This is a genomic window from Pseudomonas sp. M5A4_2d (assembly GCF_053345295.1).
The window spans coordinates 24,665-46,688 of sequence record NZ_JBKEZW010000001.1; the positions used below are offsets into that span (position 1 = coordinate 24,665).

A 22,024-nucleotide genomic window follows, 5' to 3' on the forward strand; every position below is an offset into this window, starting at 1 on the left:
CGTCTACGAAATTTCCTACGAGTCTGTCGGATTTGGTTGTCGTCGAATTTGGTGAAGTCGCTGCGTCATTCGGAACAGTTGAATGAGCTTTCTCCACCATGCAGTCTTTGCTGATTCTCTCCGATAGGTCCGATTCACCAACAAATACGGCATATCTCGAAGCCTAATCCAGCCTTCATCCTGCCAATGCAACAGATTCAACGACATCTCCGGCCAATCCAACATGCTCAACAACGGCCGCTCCATCGTGCGTGGCTGACGCTCGTCCCGTAAAGTTGGAACGACTTCATGAGTGAGCCAACTACGCAGTAGCCGATTCCCAGGTGTGTAGTGATAGACCAGCAGCGCGTAGGCACCGGATTCACTGATCATCAGCATTTGTTCCGGTTGACCGTGGAACAGCAGGTTTAAGGTTCTTCGTTGATCCTCATCGAGCTTGCGAGTCGTCCGCTCATCGAGATACCACCCCATCAAACGCCCAAGGTCACGCGCGCAGAACCACGCTTGGTTTTCTAGAAGGAGAGCGTGTAATTGAAGATTATGGTGGGTGAACACGACGGCAATAGAAGGTTCAGATGTGACCAAACTCGTGGCGCTAGGCAAGTCGAGCAGATATCGGCTAGGCATTTTCTATGATCTCTACGTGATTTACGGAAGGGCGCGAACCCAACGTAGAGAGCGGATTTAAGAAACTCCAACTTGCTTGACCTCAATACAGCATTTGTTCCGCATGATAGGCCATGCGGATTTTGGGCTGTGTGAATGAGGCTAGCTTCTACGTTGGGCGTTTCTTAGGCACCGGCTGACGAGACTATTCAGCCTCGAAATTCGTATCAACCCTTCTGTGGATGATCTTGGTGTAAGAAGGCTCCTATACAGTTCACTGGGCATAAAAAAGCCCTGAACGAGTCAGGGCTTCTTGATGTTACCGGCTTAGGCGTTAATCCCAGCTTAAAGCGCCGCCGGTTTGATACTCGATCACGCGGGTTTCAAAGAAATTCTTCTCTTTCTTCAAGTCCATAATCTCGCTCATCCACGGGAACGGGTTAGTCGTCCCTGGATACTCTTCCTTCAACCCAATCTGCGACAGACGACGGTTAGCGATGAACTTCAGATAATCCTCCATCATCGCCGCGTTCATGCCCAACACGCCGCGCGGCATGGTGTCGCGTGCGTACTCGATCTCCAGCTGCGTCCCTTGCAGGATCATCTGGGTCGCTTCTTCCTTCATCTCGGCATCCCACAAGTGTGGGTTTTCGATTTTGATCTGGTTGATCACGTCGATACCGAAGTTCAGGTGCATCGACTCGTCGCGCAGGATGTACTGGAACTGCTCGGCCACGCCGGTCATTTTGTTGCGGCGGCCCATGGACAGGATCTGGGTGAAGCCGCAGTAGAAGAAGATGCCTTCGAGGACGCAGTAGTAGGCGACCAGGTTGCGCAGCAGTTCTTTGTCGGTTTCGACGGTGCCGGTTTCGAACTTCGGATCGGAGATCGAACGGGTGTACTTCAGGCCCCACGCGGCTTTTTTAGCCACCGATGGGATCTCGTGGTACATGTTGAAGATCTCGCCTTCATCCATGGCCAGCGATTCGATGCAGTACTGGTAGGCGTGGGTGTGGATCGCTTCTTCGAAGGCCTGGCGCAGGATGTACTGGCGGCACTCCGGGTTGGTGATCAGGCGGTACACGGCCAGGACCAGGTTGTTCGCGACCAACGAATCGGCAGTGGAGAAGAAGCCCAGGTTGCGCATGACGATGCGGCGTTCGTCGTCGGTCAGGCCTTCGGGGTTTTTCCACAGGGCGATGTCCGCGGTCATGTTGACCTCTTGCGGCATCCAGTGGTTGGCGCAGCCGTCGAGGTACTTTTGCCAGGCCCAGTCGTACTTGAATGGCACGAGTTGGTTGAGGTCGGCGCGGCAGTTGATCATGCGCTTTTCGTCAACGGCGACGCGGGCGGCGGAGCCTTCCAGCTCAGCGAGGCCTTCGGCGACGTCGAGTTTGTCCAGGGCGGCCTTGGCGCGCACGATGGCGGCGGAGTCACTGGCGGTGACGGCGCGGGCTTCGATGGCGGCGGCAGAGCCGGCACCGTCAAGGCGGTCCATGTTGGCTTCGGTGGCGTGGCCGGCGTTGGCGCCTTTAGCGGCTACTTCGCCTTCTTCTTCTTTGTCGAATTCGTCCCAGCTCAGCATGACGTGTCGTCTCCTGCGTGAGGGCTCAAAGGTGCCCGTGTGAAACCGGATGGTTGGGTGTTCACACGGCCCTCGGGCCGCGGTGGATCTTAAGGAATCGTTTGTTGCAACCGCTGGCGCAGGCATTAAACGCAATTGGGTGAACGGGTGCTCTGCGTGAGGCTTGAGGGGGGGAGCGACAGATGCATGCTCCTGCGGAGGCCTCAGGTCTGGCTCTTCATCCCGGTGTAAAGGGATATTGCAGGCCCGATTTACCCGCGCATTATAGGGAAAAATTCGGCTTTGTGTTGCGGCGGATGGTCACGACAGAGCGCCAAAATGGTGTGGTTTTCGGCCAAGGCGTGTGTTTGCAAGGCTTTGCTGGGCTAGGATTTTTTTGACGGGCGGTGGGATGTTTTTTGTAGGGCGGGGGAAGTGGGCTTCCGGGGAGTAAAAATGCTGGGAAGGGTGCAGGGTTTTGAGGTGTTGGTGTGGCGGGTATCGCTTTCGCGAGCAAGCCCGCTCCCACATTTGGACCCAGGTGTGTCAGCTGGCTCTTTGCCGCAAGAACGATTTCTTGCGGCGAATAAGATCAGGGTTTAACGCCTTTATAAGAAGTTATTATCCGTTAGAGCAACCGTTGCCCATTACCTGGTAATTAAGAATATGGCGTTGACCTTGTGAGTCTTCATATTCCATTTGTACCGGTACAACTTGGCAGACTTCCGGAATCGTGCTCATTGACAATACTTTGGCCACATCCAAGTGCGTGCTGTACGTGTAGTCCTCAACAATCGGGGTGTTCTGGCCAGCCAGCTCAGTCGGGGCTTCGTCGGCCAGGGCGGCGGTTGCGCACAAGCTGCTGAGGGCCATCACTACTAAAGCTTTCATTTCTCTTTTTACCTTCTTCGGGGCGAAAGGGGTCACGGGGCCCTTATGAGGCCGCGTGTGTAACTTAGGGTGGGTGAGTTCGGATTAACGTTGCCTTCGTGGGGGCTGTTACGTTGTTAATCACAGTGCCGTGTTGGCGGAGCTGATTTTAGGCGTGCGGGTTATATTCATATACCCGTGCTTTTGATAAACACTATTGGCGGTTTTTGTAACAATCCCGTGGTAAAGGTTTTTTCATGCAGCGCCAAAGCCACGCAGGCCGCAGGCCAGAGCCATAAACGTGGATAGCAGGGCGTTTTGTAGGGTCTTGTTACTACCATCGTCGAATGGTTCTATAGGCCCACCCCGGCTACAACAGGGGCCATACAACAACAACTATGTCACCGAGGTAAGAAAGATGAGTGCGGCTTCCCTGTACCCCGTTCGCCCCGAAGTAGCAGCCAACACGCTGACCGACGAGGCAACCTACAAGGCCATGTACCAGCAGTCGGTGGTCAACCCCGATGGCTTCTGGCGCGAGCAAGCCAAGCGCCTTGACTGGGTCAAGCCTTTCACCGTGGTGAAGCAGACCTCTTTCGACGACCACCACGTCGACATCAAATGGTTTGCCGATGGCACCCTGAACGTTTCCTACAACTGCCTGGACCGTCACCTCGCCGAGCGTGGCGATCAGGCAGCGATCATCTGGGAGGGCGACGACCCTGCCGAAAGCCGCACCATCACTTACCGCGAGCTGCATGAAGAAGTCTGCAAGTTCGCCAACGCCCTGCGTGGCCAGGACGTGCACCGCGGCGATGTAGTGACTATCTATATGCCGATGATCCCCGAAGCCGTGGTCGCCATGTTGGCCTGTACCCGCATCGGTGCGATTCACTCCGTGGTGTTTGGCGGTTTCTCGCCTGAGGCCCTGGCCGGTCGCATTATCGACTGTAAGTCGAAGGTAGTTATCACCGCCGATGAAGGCATTCGTGCCGGTAAGAAAATTCCGTTGAAGGCCAACGTCGACGACGCCCTGACCAACCCGGAAACCAGCAGCATCCAGAAGGTCATTGTGTGCAAGCGCACCAATGGCAACATCAAGTGGAACCAGCATCGCGACATCTGGTACGAAGATTTGATGAAAGTGGCGGGCACTGTGTGCGCGCCGAAAGAGATGGGCGCCGAAGAAGCGCTGTTCATCCTCTACACCTCCGGCTCCACCGGCAAGCCTAAAGGCGTGCAGCACACCACCGGCGGCTATTTGCTGTACGCAGCCCTGACCCACGAGCGCGTGTTCGATTACCGCCCGGGCGAAGTCTACTGGTGCACCGCTGACGTCGGTTGGGTCACCGGCCACACCTATATCGTCTATGGCCCGCTGGCCAATGGCGCGACCACGCTGCTGTTCGAAGGCGTGCCGAACTACCCGGATATCACCCGTGTTGGCAAGATCGTCGACAAGCACAAGGTCAATATCCTGTACACCGCGCCAACCGCGATCCGCGCGATGATGGCTTCCGGCACCGCTGCCTGCGAAGGTGTAGATGGCAGCAGCCTGCGCTTGCTCGGTTCGGTGGGTGAGCCGATTAACCCTGAAGCGTGGGACTGGTACTACAAGAACGTCGGCCAATCCCGTTGCCCGATCGTCGACACCTGGTGGCAGACCGAAACCGGCGCCACCCTGATGAGCCCACTGCCGGGTGCTCACGCCCTCAAGCCGGGTTCCGCTGCACGGCCGTTCTTCGGCGTGGTGCCGGCGCTGGTCGACAACCTGGGCAACATCATCGAGGGCGCTGCCGAAGGCAACCTGGTGATCCTCGATTCGTGGCCAGGCCAGGCGCGCACGCTGTACGGCGACCATGACCGATTCGTCGATACCTACTTCAAGACGTTCCGTGGCATGTACTTCACTGGTGACGGCGCCCGTCGCGATGAAGATGGTTACTGGTGGATCACCGGTCGTGTGGATGACGTGTTGAACGTGTCCGGCCACCGCATGGGCACCGCCGAAATTGAAAGTGCCATGGTTGCTCACCCTAAAGTCGCCGAAGCGGCGGTGGTGGGTGTGCCGCATGACATCAAGGGCCAGGGCATCTATGTGTATGTCACCCTGAAAAACGGCGAAGAGCCAAATGAAGCGTTGCGCCTGGAGCTGAAAAACTGGGTGCGCAAAGAGATCGGGCCGATTGCTTCGCCGGATGTGATCCAGTGGGCGCCGGGCTTGCCGAAAACACGCTCGGGGAAAATCATGCGCCGTATCCTGCGCAAGATTGCCACGGCTGAGTACGACGGGTTGGGGGATATCTCCACCCTGGCGGACCCGGGTGTGGTGGCGCATTTGATTGAGACGCACAAGACCATGAACGTCGCGTAAGGCGAGGTGGGTGGTACAAAGCCCCATTCGGCGTGAGCCGGGTGGGGCTTTTTTGTGGGTTCTGAAAACCGATGCAAATCACCTGTGGGAGCGGGCTTGCTCGCGAATGCGGTGGGTCAGCTATACATCTGCTAACTGATACACCGCATTCGCGAGCAAGCCCGCTCCCACATTTGGACGGTATTTCAAGCTGGCTGAAGTGGTGGGCTGACAGACCTGCATCACCCTCAAGCCAATAAATATCGACTTCTCTCGTAGGACGTTTCTGAATGTTACCGAGAAGCCTAAATGTGTAACCCCAGGCCCAAACCTGGGGCAAAGTGCTACGCCAACGCCCCTAAAAACCGCGTTTTAGACACCCCATGAAATAAGATTAAACGCCAGACTTGCCGTGCTAGAAGGGTTTGCGAATAATAGGCCCGCAATTTGCAGCATCAACAGGTTTAATATCTTTTGTCTCTGCATAAAATTCAGAGGCTGTCAATGTGCTGGAACCGCTTTCTCAGTGCTTCTGTAAATTGTTGTCGCATTGAGGAAATATCGGCTTCCGGCCTGTCGTTAGAATGCCGATCACTCGCTCGTCGTCTCCAGTGTTGAAACGGGGTAGGACGCAGCACCGCTATTCGGTTTCACTTAAGTCGCATCGTGGGCCACGGCTCATACTGCTTTTTTGCCCTATACCGATGGAGTCCCAAGATGAAGAAACTTGTGCTGTTGGGCGCCCTGGCGCTGTCCGTGCTGTCCATGCAGGCCTTCGCTGATGAAAAGCCCCTGAAGATTGGTATCGAAGCGGCTTACCCTCCGTTTGCCTCGAAGGCGCCGGATGGCAGCATCGTCGGTTTTGACTACGACATCGGCAACGCCCTGTGCGCCGAGATGAAGGTCAAGTGTGTGTGGGTCGAGCAAGAGTTCGACGGCCTGATCCCTGCGCTCAAAGTGCGCAAGATCGATGCGATCCTGTCGTCCATGTCCATCACTGAAGACCGCAAGAAGTCCGTGGACTTCACCAACCGCTACTACCTGAGCCCAGCGCAGCTGGTGATGAAGGAAGGCACCACGGTCAGCGACAGCCTGGATGAATTGAAAGGCAAGAAAATCGGCGTGCAGCGCGGTTCGATCCATGATCGCTTCGCCAAGGAAGTCCTGGCCCCTAAAGGCGTCACGGTTGTTCCTTACAGCTCGCAGAACGAAATCTACCTGGACGTGGAAGCCGGTCGCCTTGATGGCACCGTGGCTGACGCTACCTTGCTGCAAGACGGTTTCCTGAAAACTCCGGCCGGTAAAGGCTACGCGTTCGTGGGCCCACAGTTCACCGACGCCAAGTACTTCGGCGACGGCATCGGCATCGCTGTACGCAAAGGCGACAAGGCTGAGCTGGACAAGATTAACGCGGCCATCGCGGCGATCCGTGCCAACGGCGAATACAAGAAAATCCAGGACAAGTACTTCGACTTCGATATTTACGGCGCTGACCCTAAGTAACTCGACGCAGCTGTCTGTCCAGAATGGCGCAAGCAACAGAATTCCTGCGGTTTGCGCCATTTTTTCATCCCCCTTTTCGAGGACCTGAATCATGTTGAAAGGCTACGGGGCCGTCATCCTCGATGGCGCATGGTTGACGCTTCAGCTCGCCTTGTCGTCCATGGCCTTGGCCATTGTTCTGGGTCTGATCGGGGTCGCGTTACGCCTGTCGCCGGTGCGCTGGTTGGCCTGGCTGGGTGACTTGTACTCCACGGTGATCCGCGGGATCCCCGACCTGGTGCTGATCCTGCTGATTTTCTACGGTGGTCAGGACTTGCTGAACCGCGTCGCGCCGCTGCTTGGCTATGACGACTATATCGACTTGAACCCCTTGGCCGCCGGTATCGGCACCCTGGGTTTCATCTTTGGCGCCTACCTCTCGGAAACCTTCCGTGGCGCCTTCATGGCTATTCCCAAGGGCCAGGCCGAGGCCGGCCTTGCGTATGGCATGAGCAGCTTCCAGGTGTTTTTCCGGGTGATGGTGCCGCAGATGATTCGGCTGGCGATCCCCGGTTTCACCAACAACTGGCTGGTATTGACCAAGGCCACTGCGTTGATTTCGGTGGTGGGCCTGCAAGACATGATGTTCAAGGCCAAGCAGGCGGCAGATGCCACCCGCGAGCCTTTTACCTTCTTCCTCGCAGTGGCGGCGATGTACCTGGTGATTACCAGCGTGTCGTTGTTGGCGCTGCGCTATCTTGAGAAGCGCTACTCGGTAGGCGTAAGGGCGGCTGATCTATGATCTTCGACTACAACGTCATTTGGGATGCCATGCCGCTGTACCTCGGCGGCTTGGTGACCACCCTGAAATTGCTCGCCATCTCCTTGTTCTTTGGCCTGCTCGCCGCCTTGCCCCTGGGCTTGATGCGCGTGTCCAAGCAGCCGATCGTCAATGGCGCTGCCTGGCTCTATACCTACGTGATCCGCGGCACGCCGATGCTGGTGCAGCTGTTTTTGATCTACTACGGGTTGGCGCAGTTCGAGGCCGTACGCGAAAGTTTCCTGTGGCCGCTGTTGTCCAGCGCCACCTTCTGCGCGTGCCTGGCCTTTGCGATCAACACCAGTGCCTACACCGCCGAGATCATTGCCGGTAGCCTCAAGGCCACGCCCAATGGCGAGATCGAAGCGGCCAAGGCCATGGGCATGTCGCGCTACAAGCTATACCGCCGCATCCTGCTGCCGTCGGCCCTGCGCCGTGCGCTGCCGCAGTACAGCAACGAAGTGATCATGATGCTGCAGACCACCAGTCTGGCCTCCATCGTCACCTTGATCGACATCACGGGTGCCGCGCGCACGGTGAACGCCCAGTTCTACCTGCCGTTCGAAGCCTATATCACGGCCGGCGTGTTCTACCTGTGCCTGACCTTTATCCTGGTGCGCCTGTTCAAGTTGGCCGAAGGCCGCTGGCTGAGCTACCTGGCTCCAAGGAAGCATTGATATGGAACGTATCGATCACCTGTTGCCCTGGGGTCACCTGGGCTGCGAGCGCCAACTGAGCGTGTTTCGTTTTGGCAGTGGCGAGCGCAAGGCCTATATCCAGGCCAGCCTGCATGCCGATGAATTGCCGGGGATGCGCGCGGCGTGGGAGCTGAAAAAGCGCCTCACCGAACTGGAACAGCAAGGCGCGCTCAATGGCGTGATCGAGCTGGTGCCGGTGGCCAACCCGATGGGCCTGGGCCAGTTGCTGCAAGGCAGCCACCAGGGGCGTTTCGAGATTGGCAGCGGCAAGAATTTCAATCGCGATTTTGTCGAGCTGAGCGCGCCGGTTGTCGAGTTGCTCAAGGGCGCGTTGGGCGATGATCCGCATGCCAACGTGCGCTTGATCCGCCAGGCGATGACCGATGCGCTCGACGCGTTGCCCGAGCCGAGCAGCCAGCTGCAAGGCATGCAACGGGTGCTGCTGAGCCACGCGTGCACCGCCGATATCGTCCTCGACCTGCATTGCGACGCCGACGCCGCGCTGCACATGTACGCGCTGCCCCAGCATTGGCCGCAGTGGCGTTCGCTGTCGGCGCACTTGAATGTGAAAGTCGGCCTGCTGGCGGAAGATTCCGGCGGCAGCTCGTTTGATGAAGCCTGCTCGTTGCCGTGGTTGCGTCTGTCCCGGGCGTTCCCCGAGGCGCAGATTCCGCTGGCGTGTTTGGCGACGACCCTGGAATTGGGCGGCCAGGCCGACACCGGTCGCGACGAAGCCATCTTCCACGCTGAAGGCATTCTCGCGTTCCTCGCAGAACAAGGCCTGATCAAGGGCGAATGGCCTGCGCCGCAACACGAACCCTGCGAAGGCTTGCCCTTCGAAGGCACCGAGTTGTTGTTTGCGCCCCACGCCGGCGTGATCAGTTACCTGCGTAAAGCCGGTGACTGGGTCGATACCGGCGAGCCGATTTTTGAAGTGATTGATCCCCTGACCGACCGCGTCAGCATTGTCTGCGCGGGCACCTCAGGGGTGTTGTTTGCCGTTGAACGGCTACGTTATGCCCAAGCGGGTTTCTGGCTGGCCAAGGTGGCGGGGCGCGATGCGCTGCGTCACGGGCGCTTGCTCAACGACTGACCACCTGTTTTTGTGAGAACCGACCGCATGTACAAACTTGAAGTCCAAGACCTGCATAAACGCTATGGCAGTCATGAAGTGCTCAAAGGTGTGTCCCTGGCCGCCGCGGCCGGCGATGTGATCAGCATCATCGGTTCCAGTGGTTCGGGCAAAAGTACCTTTTTGCGCTGCATCAACCTGCTGGAGCAACCCCACGCCGGCAGGATTCTGCTCAATAACGAAGAGCTGAAACTGGTGGCCAACAAGGACGGCGCCATGAAGGCCGCCGACCCCAAGCAACTGCAACGCATGCGTTCGCGCCTGTCGATGGTGTTCCAGCATTTCAACCTGTGGTCGCACATGACCGCGCTTGAAAACGTGATGGAAGCGCCGGTGCATGTGTTGGGCATGTCGAAAAAAGACGCCCGTGAAAAGGCCGAGCACTACCTGGCCAAAGTCGGCGTGGGCCATCGCAAGGATGCGTTCCCGGGCCACATGTCCGGCGGCGAGCAGCAACGCGTGGCGATTGCCCGTGCCTTGGCGATGGAGCCTGAGGTGATGCTGTTCGACGAACCCACCTCGGCCCTCGACCCCGAGCTGGTTGGCGAAGTGCTCAAGGTGATGCAGGACCTGGCCCAGGAAGGCCGCACCATGGTGGTGGTGACCCACGAAATGGGCTTTGCCCGTGAAGTGTCAAACCAACTGGTGTTCCTGCACAAAGGCATCGTCGAAGAACGCGGCAACCCGCGCGAAGTGCTGGTTAACCCGCAGTCCGAGCGTTTGCAGCAGTTCCTTTCGGGCAGCTTGAAATAGTCAAGACTGCTTTTGTGCACCGAGTTAGTGCATGCTTGCCAGTCTTGAGATCGGCTCAATCCCCTGTGGGAGCGGGCTTGCTCGCGAAAGCGGTGGATCAGTCAGCAGATGTGTAGCTGGCCCACCGCATTCGCGAGCAAGCCCGCTCCCACATTGGATCTCCATATGTTTTGAGATTTGTGTTCGTTTACGGGCTAGCATTGGCCCTTGTCTTCATTACCGTTCTTCGCTTCGGATAGCATTCCATGACCGCCCACAGAATTGGTTTCCTGATTTGGCCCAGCACAAAAGCCCTGACGCTTTCGCTGGCTGAGGAGGCTTTGCGCGTTGCTCAGCGGGTGCATCCGGACGTGGTGTACGAACTGTCTTTTTTGCTGGCGGAACCGCGCACCGATGGCGCTTGGCAATTACCCGGTGAGCCGTGGGCCGGCAAGCTTGAAGGCTTCCAGAAACTGTTCCTGCTGGCGGATGAGCCGCCCACCGTCATTGCTTCGCAACTGAGCACCGCGCTCAAGCAGTTGGTGCGCGCCGGTTGTGTGATCGGTGGCCTGTCGGCCGGTGTGTATCCATTGGCGCAGCTCGGCTTGCTGGATGGTTATCGCGCTGCTGTGCACTGGCGTTGGCAGGACGATTTTGCCGAGCGTTTCCCCAAGGTCATCGCCACCAGCCATCTGTTCGACTGGGACCGTGATCGCCTGACCGCCTGCGGCGGCATGTCGGTGCTCGACCTGCTGCTGGCGGTGCTGGCCCGTGACCACGGCGCCGAGTTGGCCGGTGCGGTCTCCGAAGAACTGGTGGTGGAGCGCATCCGCGAAGGCGGCGAGCGCCAGCGCATTCCGCTGCAAAACCGCCTGGGCTCCAGCCATCCAAAGCTGACCCAGGCGGTGTTGTTGATGGAAGCCAACATCGAAGAACCGCTGACCACCGACGAAATCGCCCAGCATGTGTGCGTGTCGCGACGACAACTGGAGCGGATCTTCAAGCAATACCTCAATCGCGTCCCCAGCCAGTACTACCTGGAACTGCGCCTGAACAAGGCGCGCCAGATGCTCATGCAAACCAGCAAGTCGATCATCCAGATCGGCCTGTCGTGCGGCTTCTCCTCGGGGCCGCACTTCTCCAGCGCCTACCGCAACTTCTTCGGCGCCACCCCGCGTGAAGACCGCAACCAGCGGCGCAGCAGCAGCCCGTTCGAATTATCGTCGGTGCCTTCCGAGCGCGGCTGATCATTCTTCCATCGGCTGCGGCCCCACTACGACGATGGGCACGCCTTCCTCATCCACGGTGGCGGCATCTACCTGAAAATCAATGCCGGTGCGCGCGTAGTGCTGCCTCAGATAATTCAGGCTTTGTGGCGACAATGGGTTGCGGCTGAAATCGCAATCCTGACCATAGGCCGTGGTCGCTTCCAGCAGGTCGGCGGGAATGTCGCTGATCAGGTTGTCGCTCAGGTCCAGCGTCTCCAGTTCCGGAAGGCTGAACAGCCCGCGGGGCACCTGGTCTATCCCGGTGTTGCGCAGATGAAGCGCGCTCAACTGATGCAGGTTACTGATGTCAGGTGCCAGGCTCAGCGGGTTACTGGTCAGGCTCAGGTACTCGAGTTGGGTCATTTCGCCCAGCAGGTTGATGTCCGGCGCGGCCAAGGTGATCCCGCATTCTTCAAGGTTCAGGGTGGAGAGCTTCGGCATGCGGGCCAAGGCCACCGGCAACTTTCCGAGCCTGCAATGGCTGAGTGTCAGTGTTTCCAGTTTGGTGAAGCAGCGCAAAGTGCCATCGACACCGTGAGTGACGCCATTGCCGTCGATTTCAAGGTTGGTGACATGATCGAACGAGGCGTTCAGTTCCGGCAGTTGGCCTATGATTGATGTTTCGATGGTCACTGAATGGGTCAGGTCATCCGACAGGCTTTCCTGGTCCACCTCGCTTTCACGACGCCAAGCCTCTTCCAGCAAGGTCTTGACGCGCTGGCGCGCCAGTTGCTCCTGGGCGATGGTCTGTTCATCTAGCAGGATGCCGAGGACGGGATGGCGGTCAGGTACGTTCAGGGCCCATTGTTGAAGGTCGGTGCCCAGTTGAGCGTACTCGGCTTCAAGCAGGGTTAATGCCGGGGCAACGGCGTCCATGTCGCCGGGCAGGCGGAAGATCGCGAGATCAGCTTCGGCGTCCGAAAAGGTCGGGTACAGGCTCATGACTCTGGCACGTGCTGTATTGGGGGCTTGGGCGCTGAAAGACTCGCCGTGGGTCTGGCAGTAGGTCTTGATCTGGTCCAGTGTCTGCCGTGAAAGCGGGTTGCCGGAAAGGTCGAACTTTCTTGCGGTTTCGGGCGTCACGCTGAAAAGGGCCGGGGGGAGCTCGGTCATTTCATTGTCGTTCAGCATAACCGCCTGCATCTGAGGGCGATCAAGCACGCCGTTGGGCAAGCGGTCGATGCCGGTGGCCGACAAGTCCAGCAGGGTCAGCTCGGGCATGGCCTGGACATCGGGTATGAGGCCCAGTGGATTGTTGTGGAGGTCCAGCGCGTGCAAGGCACTGATTGCGTTTAATCGGGCATGGCTCTGCGGGGTGAGGGTGATGTTGCAGTCGTTCAGGATCAGGCTGTTCAGAGTGGATAGCGTGCTGACGTGTGGCGGCAAGTCTCCCAGCGGGATGGACCTGAGTTCGAGATGGCGCAACCAGGGGAAGCCTTGCAAAAAACTGCCTATTCCCCGCATACGGCTTCCTCCGGCGACAGAAAGCAGTGAAACGTGGTTCAAGGTTGAGCCCAGGTCCGGCAGGTCGGCTAACCCTGGGGCCTCGAGTCTCAGGGTATAACCGTTGAGAGATCGGTCCGTAAAATACTCGTCCCGCTCGGTTTCCCGGCGCCAGCACGCTTCCAATTGTTCGGCGACCAGGCGGCGGGTTCTTTCCTCGTAATCCCGTCGTTCAGGGGGCATGGCAACCCCGGTTTCGGGGTCGGTGGTGGGGATAGCTTGCTGCCAGGCTTGCAGGTTTTGGCGCAATACCCGTCGCTCCTCTCGCAGGCGGGCAAGCTCATTGCTGGCACCGCCTGGTTGCGTTTGCATGTGCTGGAGCGCGGTCTGTACTTGTGTATCGTCGAGCGCGGGAAACAGTTCGCGTACCTGAGCAGGCAGCGGCGGTGGTCCGTCACCGTAGGCCGCCTGGGCCTGGTAGCCATCCATGCCGCCCAGAAGCTTCATGAGGGTCGGGTCATACGTCGGTTTACGGACTGGGTCTGCGCTGAGCAGTTCGCGCAGTTGATTGCGCGCCACGGGGTGTTGGCGAATGCGCTGGCGCAGGCGTGAACCTTCACCGACATCCACCTGAAGGGCCTGGCGTTGGCTGTCGGGCAGCGCACTGAGAAGGGCCGAGTAAAAATCGGTGGGGGAGTTGAGCGTACCGAGTGTGTCATGGAGCGTGTAGTCGCCGGTTTCGCTACGCACCAACGTACGCACGATCGGCGCCTCGGCAGCGCCGACCTGGTCGCGCAGGTTGCCGGTGGCGGAGTAGTCCCTGAGCTCCAGGCGCACCTGGTCTGACCAGCCCGGCAGTGAGGGCAGCGAGTGCAGGGCCGCACGTTGGGTGTCCAGGCTCTCGCCGCCAAAATGCAGGCCTTCATAGGCTCGGCTCAGGCGTACCTCTTCGAGGGCGTTGCGCGCAAGCTGGGTCAGGCGCGGTGGCGTGCGTTGGTTATCGAGTTCTTCCAGGTCCTGTGCGGTGGCGCGTTCCAGCAGTTTCTCCGCAACGCTGGCGGGCAGGTCTGGGGCGGCGTCCATGAGGCGCTGTGCCCGCGGGTTGCGGGTGGCTTGCAGGGTTGCGTAATGTGATTCGAACAAGGAAACGCGCTTTTCCTCGGCAATGGCCGCGAGTTTTTTTCGCAGATGATCGGCGCGTGTGTCCAGGTTCAGGCGCGAATCACCCACCGCTGCGCCAAACGCACCGGCGGCCTCCTCAGGTGGCAGTTGGGTGAGTATTGCCTTGAGCAGGCCGCCATTGTTCAACAGGCTTTCGGGTATTTGGATGGCGGGCAGTGAGGTGTCGCCAAACGTCCAGGCGGTTTTCCCTTGGGTATCGATAAATTGCAGGCGCCGGGTTTCAGGCCAGTAGCCGTAGCTGGTCAGTAACTGCAGGTTGGTCTGAGGGTCCACCTTGCCGTATGCCTGGGGGTCGTCGCTATCAAGCCGGTCGATCAGCGTTTGAATCTCCCGGTCGAGCCGCAAGCGGTCCAAGGCATCCGTGAGCAGGGCGGGGGGCGTCTCGCTGTTGACGTGCATTTTGCGTAACGCGTTTTCGTCAACGCCGCTGATGTTCAGTGCCAGCGCCTGGTCTGCTTCGCTGATGCCTTCCACGCTGTACCCCAGACGGCGAAGCAGCGTTTGCCGGTCCCATTGCAGCGGATGCTCCAGTTCTGTGTGCCAGGCGCCATGGCCGTTGTGATGCACGGTTGGGCGGTAGGCGTCGGGACGCGAAGGGTGCTCGATGAGCAGAGCCTTGGAAGCCGGGGCTTTTTCCACGGCATAGACCCCGGTGCCCACGGGCAACAGGCTTTGCTGGCGATGCTGGAACAGGCCGGCCTTATCACGATAGGTTGCGGGAGGCACGCTGATCGGCTGTTCGTACACCGTGAGGTCGGGTTTCCAGTAGAGCGTGCGGCCATTGGCGAGCGTGACCGGTTTAAGGCGGTCGATGAAGGCGACCAGGCGCTTGGGTAAAACCCTGCGGAACTCGCTGAGGGCAATGGTGCTGCCGACGGCGAAGGCCCCCAATTGCACCAGCGCTTCAACCGCGCCCACCAGGTGCTCGACGGCCTCACTGCCCACGCCTTCGCTCCAGTCGATGATCCCTTCGAACACCTCGTCGAGCAGTTGGTAGGCCATATAGCCCATCATCAATTCGCCGGCAAACGGCACAAACGGCGCGATGATCAGCGCGGCGGCTTCCAGGATTGACGACGCGACGTTGACCCATGAATCCCACCGCGCCCATCGGGCATTGCGGTCGACGGTTGCCGTGGCGATTGCGGTGGTACGACCGTCGTTGAGGAGTTGATTGAGTTTGCGCTGGTACTGATGGCGCTTGAGGTCGCCGCTGCGTGGCGTCGCAACAAAGCGCAGCCGTGGATTATTTGTGGGCGTCTCCCGCCAGGTCGGCAGGCTGCTGCCCTGGACGTAAGGGTGCCAGGTCACCTTGCTCAGCAATTGGCCCAGGTTGGCAAAGAAAAAACCGCGCTGGTCATGGGCCACAAAACGGCTGAAGAACTGTTGATAGCGTAGGTCGCGCAGTTGGCGCACCAGCTCTTTTTGCATCGCCTGGGAGGAGGGGTATTCCTTGATCGGGTGATCGGGGTCGCCAGGTACGTAGGCCACGACACGCGCCGCTGAGCGGGTGGTCTCCAGGTTGGGGGCAAACACGATGATGCCGGGCAAGTCCGCGCCCATCAGGCTCAGGTCGTGATAGTGCAGCGCCTGGCCGTCCAGGCGCATGCCGGCCAGGCCATCGAGCAGGCCCTGGATCAGGCGCAAATAATCCGGCTGGATGTCGCCGGTGATCAAGGCCCACTGCAGTGCAGTCTGTAATTCGGTTTTCTGGCTGTGTTCAACCTTGCTACGCACGACGGCCTTGGCGACGGGCTCGTTCAGGCCGAGCTGTTCTCGCAGGTAGGTGGCGTACAGTGCGCCGATGTCCAGATCGCGGCAGAGCTGGGCAAAGGCGCTGATGGACAGTGCGCGCTTGATGGCCGGCAACGTGTCGAAATGGCCCCTGGCGTCGGGGCGAGTGATGAAGGTCGACTCCGCTTCATAGGCATCTGCCTGGGTTTCCTCGGGTTCAAAGTTGTGCAACACGGCGTCCAGCAGCGACACCGTCCAGGTGCGCGCCGCGCCCGAAAGGATCGGGAAGCCGGGAATCGTCTGCGGAATGTAGAGGCGCAGGAAGGTGTTTTTGACGTCCAGGTCCAGGTCGAACCGTGTCTTCAGTGCCAGGGTGAGGATCGGCTCGGCAAAGTCTGGGGCATCGAGCACATTGGCCAGGGCGTGTTCGACGGTGTTCTGGGCGTCCCATTGGGCGCTGGCCAGGCGTTTGAGTTCGGCGCGGTTGCCCGGGCTCGCATCGCGCACGGATTGAGGCAGGCGCGCAACGTTGCTGCTCAAGGCTTGGCGGTGGCGCGGGGAGGTTTCGCCCAGCCAGCGTGGCACGGCGTTTTGCAGCGGTTGGTAGTGGCTATCAGGTTGGTTCGATAGGGTGGCTTGCGGCGTTTGTTGTGCAGAGTCGAGCATGTTGCCAATCCTTGAGCGTCATAAAAGAGCACCAGTAAATCGGCAAGCGATGGGGCGGCGGCGTTATTGGGTTATTGCAATAGGCATGGGTTGTTCTGATCCCGGGGCGTTGTGCCGAAAAATCTGCCGCTGGTTTACACTGCGCCATTGCGACGCTATTTGTCGCATTGCCGTAAACCCGCGTAAAACCGGGGTTGGCGCTATAAGAAGTTGTCGCTTGGCGGCAAGGCCGCACTGAAAACTGTCCTTACAATCCCTGCATCGCCCGCCAGTTCCAGGCAGGCGTTCCTCTTCAGGAGACTCCGATGTCCGTTGAGCAAGCCCCGGTGCAACGTGCCGATTTCGACCAGGTCATGGTTCCCAACTACGCACCTGCCGCCTTCATCCCCGTGCGTGGCGCAGGTTCGCGCGTATGGGACCAGGCGGGCCGCGAGCTGATCGACTTTGCCGGCGGCATCGCGGTTAACGTACTGGGCCACGCCCACCCGGCGCTGGTCGGTGCGCTGACCGAACAGGCCAACAAGCTGTGGCACGTGTCCAACGTCTTCACCAATGAGCCGGCCCTGCGCCTGGCGCATAAGCTGATCGACGCCACCTTTGCCGAGCGCGTGTTCTTCTGCAACTCCGGTGCCGAAGCCAACGAGGCCGCCTTCAAGCTGGCCCGTCGCGTCGCGTTCGACCGTTTCGGTACTGAGAAGTACGAGATCATCGCTGCGCTGAACAGCTTCCACGGGCGCACCCTGTTCACCGTTAACGTCGGTGGCCAGTCGAAGTACTCCGATGGTTTCGGGCCTAAAATCACCGGCATCACCCACGTTCCTTATAACGACCTGGCGGCGCTGAAAGCCGCTGTGTCGGACAAGACCTGCGCCGTGGTGCTGGAACCGGTCCAGGGCGAAGGCGGCGTATTGCCGGCCGAACTGGCTTACCTGCAAGGCGCCCGCGAGCTGTGCGACGCGAACAACGCGCTGCTGGTGTTCGACGAAGTGCAAACCGGCATGGGCCGCAGTGGCCACCTGTTCGCCTATCAGCACTACGGCGTGGTGCCGGACATCCTCACCAGCGCCAAGAGCCTGGGCGGCGGTTTCCCGATTGCGGCGATGCTCACCCGTGAAGACCTGGCCAAGCACCTGGTGGTCGGCACTCACGGCACCACGTACGGCGGCAACCCGCTGGCGTGTGCGGTGGCGGAAGCAGTAATCGACGTGATCAACACCCCAGAAGTGCTGGCCGGTGTGAACGCCAAGCACGACCTGTTCAAGGCGCGCCTGGAGCAGATCGGCAAGCAATACGGCATCTTCACCGAAGTGCGCGGCCTGGGCCTGCTGATAGGTTGTGTGCTCAGCGATGCCTTCAAAGGCAAGGCCAAGGACGTGTTCAACGCGGCCGAAAAACAAAACCTGATGATCCTGCAAGCCGGCCCCGACGTGGTGCGTTTCGCCCCGAGCCTGGTGGTGGAAGACGCAGACATCCAGGAAGGCCTGGACCGTTTTGAACGTGCTGTGAAGACGTTGACGCAAGCTTGATACGCCGTTCGGTGCTCAACCGATTGGGCATCGAACCTAAATTTTTGTGCCGGGCCTCTTGATTGGAGCCGTGAAGATCCAATGTGGGAGCGGGCTTGCTCGCGAAAGCGGTGTGTCATTCAACATTTCAGGTGACTGAACCACCGCATTCGCGAGCAAGCCCGCTCCCACACTTGTCCTTCGCTGGTTTCAAATTCGTGCCTGGCATTTTTTCCTGTGAGTTTTTCGAGTTAAGGAGTGACACCATGCTGGTGATGCGCCCCGCGCAAATGGCTGATCTGGGCGAGGTACAGCGTCTGGCTGCGGACAGCCCGATTGGTGTCACCTCCTTGCCGGACGATGTGGAACGCCTGAGCGACAAGATCGCCGCCAGCGAAGCGTCCTTCGCGGCCGAGGTCAGTTTCAACGGTGAAGAGAGCTACTTCTTCGTGCTCGAAGACACCGACACCGGCAAGCTCGCCGGCTGCTCGGCCATCGTCGCGTCGGCCGGTTACTCGGAGCCGTTCTACAGCTTCCGTAACGAAACCTTCGTGCACGCCTCCCGCGAGCTGAAGATCCACAACAAGATTCACGTGCTTTCCCAGTGCCACGACCTCACCGGCAACAGCCTGCTCACCAGTTTCTACGTGGTGCCGGAGCTGGTCGGTTCAGCGTGGTCGGAACTCAATTCCCGTGGCCGCCTGTTGTTCGTCGCCAGCCACCCCGAGCGCTTTGCCGACTCGGTGGTGACCGAGATTGTCGGCTACAGCGACGAGAACGGCGACTCGCCGTTCTGGGACGCCATTGGCCGCAACTTCTTCGACCTCAACTACGCCGCCGCCGAGCGCCTGTGCGGGCTGAAAAGCCGCACGTTCCTCGCCGAGCTGATGCCGCATTATCCGATCTACGTGCCGCTGCTGCCGGACGCAGCGCAGGAAGCCATGGGCCAGGTGCACCCGCGTGCGCAGATCACCTTCGACATCCTGATGCGCGAAGGCTTCGAGACCGACCATTACATCGACATCTTCGACGGCGGCCCAACGCTGCACGCGCGGGTTTCGGGCATTCGTTCGATCGCGCAGAGCCGCGTGGTGCCGGTGAAGATCGGCGAGATGCTCAAGGGTGTCGGCCGCCAGTACCTGGTGAGCAACGCGCAGTTGCAGGATTACCGTGCGGTGATGCTGGACCTGGACTACGCGCCCGGCAAACCGGTGACCCTGGACCTGGACACCGCTGAGGCCCTGGGCGTCGGTGAAGGTGCCAGCGTGCGTCTGGTTGCGGTTTAAACACAGAGTTTCGCGGGTGGCTGGCAACAGCGGCCTGTTTGAGGAGATAGCATGATCGTTCGTCCCGTACGCAGCAGCGATTTACCGGCCCTGATTGATCTGGCGCGCAGCACCGGCACCGGCCTCACCACCTTGCCGGCCAACGAAGAGCGCCTGACCCACCGGGTTGGCTGGGCGGAAAAAACCTTTCGCGGCGAAGCCGGGCGGGGTGATGCCGACTACCTGTTCGTGCTGGAAAACGACGAAGGCCGCGTGGTGGGTATTTCTGCCATCGCCGGTGCCGTCGGCCTGCGTGAGCCTTGGTATAACTTCCGGGTGGGGCTGACCGTCAGCGCTTCCCAGGAGCTGAACATCTACCGTGAGATTCCGACGCTGTTTCTGGCCAACGACCTCACCGGCAATTCTGAGTTGTGCTCGTTGTTCCTGCACGCCGATTACCGCAACGGCCTCAACGGCCGCATGCTGGCCAAGGCGCGCATGCTGTTTATCGCTGAATTCCCGCAGCTGTTCGGCAACAAGATCATTGCCGAGATGCGCGGCGTGTCCAACGAAGCCGGGCGTTCGCCGTTCTGGGAAAGCCTGGGCCGGCACTTCTTCAAGATGGAATTCAGCCAGGCCGACTACCTGACCGGCGTGGGCAATAAGGCGTTTATCGCCGAGTTGATGCCGAAGTTTCCGCTGTACAGCTGCTTCCTTTCCGAAGACGCGCGCAATGTGATCGGCAAGGTCCACCCCGATACCGAGCCCGCGCTGAGCATGCTCAAGAGCGAAGGTTTCAGCTATCAGGGTTATGTCGATATCTTCGACGCCGGCCCGGCGGTGGAATGTGAGACCAGCAAAATCCGTGCGGTGCGCGACAGCCAGTCGCTGGTGTTGGCCATCGGCACGCCGGGGGACGACGCCACGCCGTTCCTGATTCATAACCGCAAGCGCGAGGAGTGCCGCATTACCGCCGCACCAGCCCGTCTGGCGGCAGGCACCCTGGTGGTCGATCCGTTGACCGCCAAACGCCTGCAACTGGTGGTGGGTGATCAAGTGCGCGCTGTTCCGTTGTCTGCTGCCCGGGAGTCCAAGTAATGAATTCGCTGTATATCGCAGGTACTTGGCTGACCGGCCAGGGTGAACTGTTTGAATCGCGCAACCCGGTGACCCAGCAGGTGCTGTGGGCCGGCAATGGCGCCACCGCCGAGCAGGTCGAGTCCGCCGTGCAGGCTGCGCGCCAGGCATTCCCGGGCTGGGCCCGGCGCCCGTTGGAAGAACGCATCAGCGTGCTGGAAACCTTCGCCGCCACGCTGAAAAGCCGTGCCGATGAAATCGCCCGTTGCATCGGTGAGGAAACCGGCAAGCCACTGTGGGAATCGGCCACCGAAGTCACCAGCATGGCCAACAAGATTGCGATCTCGGTGCAAAGCTACCGTGAACGTACCGGCGAAAAGAGCGGCCTCCTGGGCGACGCCACCGCCGTGCTGCGCCACAAACCCCACGGCGTGGTGGCAGTGTTCGGCCCTTATAACTTCCCGGGCCACTTGCCGAACGGGCATATCGTCCCGGCGCTGCTGGCGGGTAATACCGTGCTGTTCAAGCCGAGCGAGCTGACCCCTAAAGTCGCTGAGCTGACCGTGCAGTGCTGGATCGAAGCCGGTTTGCCGGCAGGTGTGCTGAACCTGCTGCAAGGTGCGCGGGAAACCGGCATCGCGCTGGCGGCCAACCCGGGTATCGACGGTTTGTTCTTCACCGGTTCGAGCCGCACCGGCAACCACCTGCACCAGCAGTTCTCCGGGCGCCCGGACAAGATCCTGGCCCTGGAAATGGGCGGCAACAACCCGCTGGTGGTCGACGAAGTGGCTGACGTGGATGCGGCGGTCTACACCATCATCCAGTCGGCGTTTATTTCTGCTGGCCAGCGTTGCACCTGTGCACGCCGCTTGCTGGTGCCGGAAGGCGCCTGGGGCGATGCGTTGCTGGCGCGCCTGGTGGCGGTCAGCGCGACGATTGAAGTGGGCGCATTCGACCAGCAGCCGGCGCCGTTCATGGGCTCGGTGATTTCCCTTGGTGCGGCGAAAGCCTTGATGGACGCCCAGGAACTGATGTTGGCCAATGGTGCTGTGGCACTGCTGGAAATGACTCAGCCGCAGGATCAGGCCGCGTTGCTGACCCCAGGCATCATCGACGTGACCGGTGTGACCGAGCGCGAAGATGAAGAGCTGTTCGGCCCACTGTTGCAGGTGATCCGCTACGCTGATTTTGCCGCGGCGATTGCCGAGGCCAACAACACCCAGTACGGCCTGGCCGCTGGCTTGTTGTCGGATTCCGAAGCGCGTTACCAGCAGTTCTGGCTGGAAAGCCGTGCCGGTATCGTCAACTGGAACAAACAGCTGACCGGCGCCGCCAGCACCGCGCCGTTCGGTGGGGTAGGGGCCTCGGGCAACCACCGCGCCAGTGCCTATTACGCAGCGGATTATTGCGCGTACCCGGTGGCGTCCCTGGAAACGCCGAGCCTGGTGGTTCCAGCCACGCTGACGCCAGGTATAACGCTGAAGTGAAGCTGACACTGATCTAAATGTGGGAGCTGGCTTGCCTGCGATAGCGTCACCTCGGTTTTACTGAAAGACCGAGTCGCCTGGATCGCAGGCAAGCCAGCTCCCACAGTTGAATGGGTTTACAGCTATAGATCTGCACCAGA

15 protein-coding genes are annotated in these 22,024 nt (G+C 59.9%); 11 read left to right on the plus strand and 4 right to left on the minus strand.

Features of this window, described 5'->3' with window-relative positions; all coding sequences use genetic code 11:
* Nucleotides 1-15: 15 nt before the first annotated feature.
* From ACLBW8_RS00140 to ACLBW8_RS00150, 3 genes are all read right to left on the minus strand, one after another.
* The gene (locus ACLBW8_RS00140; protein WP_447804277.1) at nucleotides 16-627 is read right to left on the minus strand and encodes a BRO-N domain-containing protein; all 612 of its coding nucleotides are present in this window, start codon (nucleotides 625-627) and stop codon (nucleotides 16-18) included.
* A 313-nt stretch (nucleotides 628-940) separates the two neighbouring features.
* Entirely contained in the window at nucleotides 941-2,191 is a 1,251-nt protein-coding gene (locus ACLBW8_RS00145; RefSeq protein ID WP_447804278.1) for a ribonucleotide-diphosphate reductase subunit beta, read from the minus strand.
* Between the two features lie 600 nt (nucleotides 2,192-2,791).
* Complete coding sequence (locus tag ACLBW8_RS00150; RefSeq protein WP_447804279.1) at nucleotides 2,792-3,061, minus strand: DUF2790 domain-containing protein; 270 nt, start codon at nucleotides 3,059-3,061, stop codon at nucleotides 2,792-2,794.
* Nucleotides 3,062-3,458: 397 nt separating this feature from the next.
* Here ACLBW8_RS00150 and acs point away from each other — a divergent pair, with 397 nt between their 5' ends.
* From acs to argR, 7 genes are all read left to right on the plus strand, one after another.
* On the plus strand, nucleotides 3,459-5,414 hold the full coding sequence (acs, locus tag ACLBW8_RS00155; RefSeq protein WP_064453800.1) for an acetate--CoA ligase: 1,956 nt from the start codon (nucleotides 3,459-3,461) through the stop codon (nucleotides 5,412-5,414).
* 696 nt (nucleotides 5,415-6,110) lie between these two features.
* A complete protein-coding gene (locus ACLBW8_RS00160; protein ID WP_017138432.1) occupies nucleotides 6,111-6,896 on the plus strand; it encodes an ABC transporter substrate-binding protein in 786 nt (261 codons plus the stop codon).
* 91 nt (nucleotides 6,897-6,987) lie between these two features.
* A complete protein-coding gene (locus ACLBW8_RS00165) occupies nucleotides 6,988-7,677 on the plus strand; it encodes an ABC transporter permease (protein ID WP_053257623.1) in 690 nt (229 codons plus the stop codon).
* Nucleotides 7,674-8,372 (plus strand): ABC transporter permease, encoded by a 699-nt coding sequence (locus ACLBW8_RS00170; RefSeq protein ID WP_064453799.1) that lies wholly within the window; start codon nucleotides 7,674-7,676, stop codon nucleotides 8,370-8,372. The genes ACLBW8_RS00165 and ACLBW8_RS00170 overlap by 4 nt, the downstream gene beginning before the upstream one ends.
* Nucleotide 8,373: 1 nt before the next feature.
* Nucleotides 8,374-9,486: a succinylglutamate desuccinylase/aspartoacylase family protein gene (locus ACLBW8_RS00175; protein WP_064453798.1), complete on the plus strand. Its 1,113-nt coding sequence runs from the start codon at nucleotides 8,374-8,376 to the stop codon at nucleotides 9,484-9,486.
* Between the two features lie 27 nt (nucleotides 9,487-9,513).
* On the plus strand, nucleotides 9,514-10,278 hold the full coding sequence (locus ACLBW8_RS00180) for an ABC transporter ATP-binding protein (RefSeq protein WP_128588444.1): 765 nt from the start codon (nucleotides 9,514-9,516) through the stop codon (nucleotides 10,276-10,278).
* Between the two features lie 245 nt (nucleotides 10,279-10,523).
* The gene (gene argR, locus ACLBW8_RS00185) at nucleotides 10,524-11,504 is read left to right on the plus strand and encodes a transcriptional regulator ArgR (protein ID WP_064453797.1); all 981 of its coding nucleotides are present in this window, start codon (nucleotides 10,524-10,526) and stop codon (nucleotides 11,502-11,504) included.
* On the opposite strand, the gene ACLBW8_RS00190 is transcribed toward argR, so the two are convergent.
* Complete coding sequence (locus ACLBW8_RS00190; RefSeq protein ID WP_447804280.1) at nucleotides 11,505-16,550, minus strand: dermonecrotic toxin domain-containing protein; 5,046 nt, start codon at nucleotides 16,548-16,550, stop codon at nucleotides 11,505-11,507.
* A gap of 305 nt (nucleotides 16,551-16,855) precedes the next feature.
* Here ACLBW8_RS00190 and ACLBW8_RS00195 point away from each other — a divergent pair, with 305 nt between their 5' ends.
* From ACLBW8_RS00195 to astD, 4 genes are all read left to right on the plus strand, one after another.
* A complete protein-coding gene (locus ACLBW8_RS00195) occupies nucleotides 16,856-18,076 on the plus strand; it encodes an aspartate aminotransferase family protein (RefSeq protein WP_447804281.1) in 1,221 nt (406 codons plus the stop codon).
* Nucleotides 18,077-18,321: 245 nt separating this feature from the next.
* The gene (gene aruF, locus ACLBW8_RS00200; protein ID WP_064453794.1) at nucleotides 18,322-19,341 is read left to right on the plus strand and encodes an arginine/ornithine succinyltransferase subunit alpha; all 1,020 of its coding nucleotides are present in this window, start codon (nucleotides 18,322-18,324) and stop codon (nucleotides 19,339-19,341) included.
* A gap of 51 nt (nucleotides 19,342-19,392) precedes the next feature.
* Nucleotides 19,393-20,418: an arginine N-succinyltransferase gene (gene astA / locus ACLBW8_RS00205; RefSeq protein ID WP_053257616.1), complete on the plus strand. Its 1,026-nt coding sequence runs from the start codon at nucleotides 19,393-19,395 to the stop codon at nucleotides 20,416-20,418.
* Complete coding sequence (astD, locus tag ACLBW8_RS00210; protein WP_447804282.1) at nucleotides 20,418-21,884, plus strand: succinylglutamate-semialdehyde dehydrogenase; 1,467 nt, start codon at nucleotides 20,418-20,420, stop codon at nucleotides 21,882-21,884. Before astA ends, astD begins: the two co-directional genes overlap by 1 nt.
* Nucleotides 21,885-22,024: the final 140 nt, after the last annotated feature.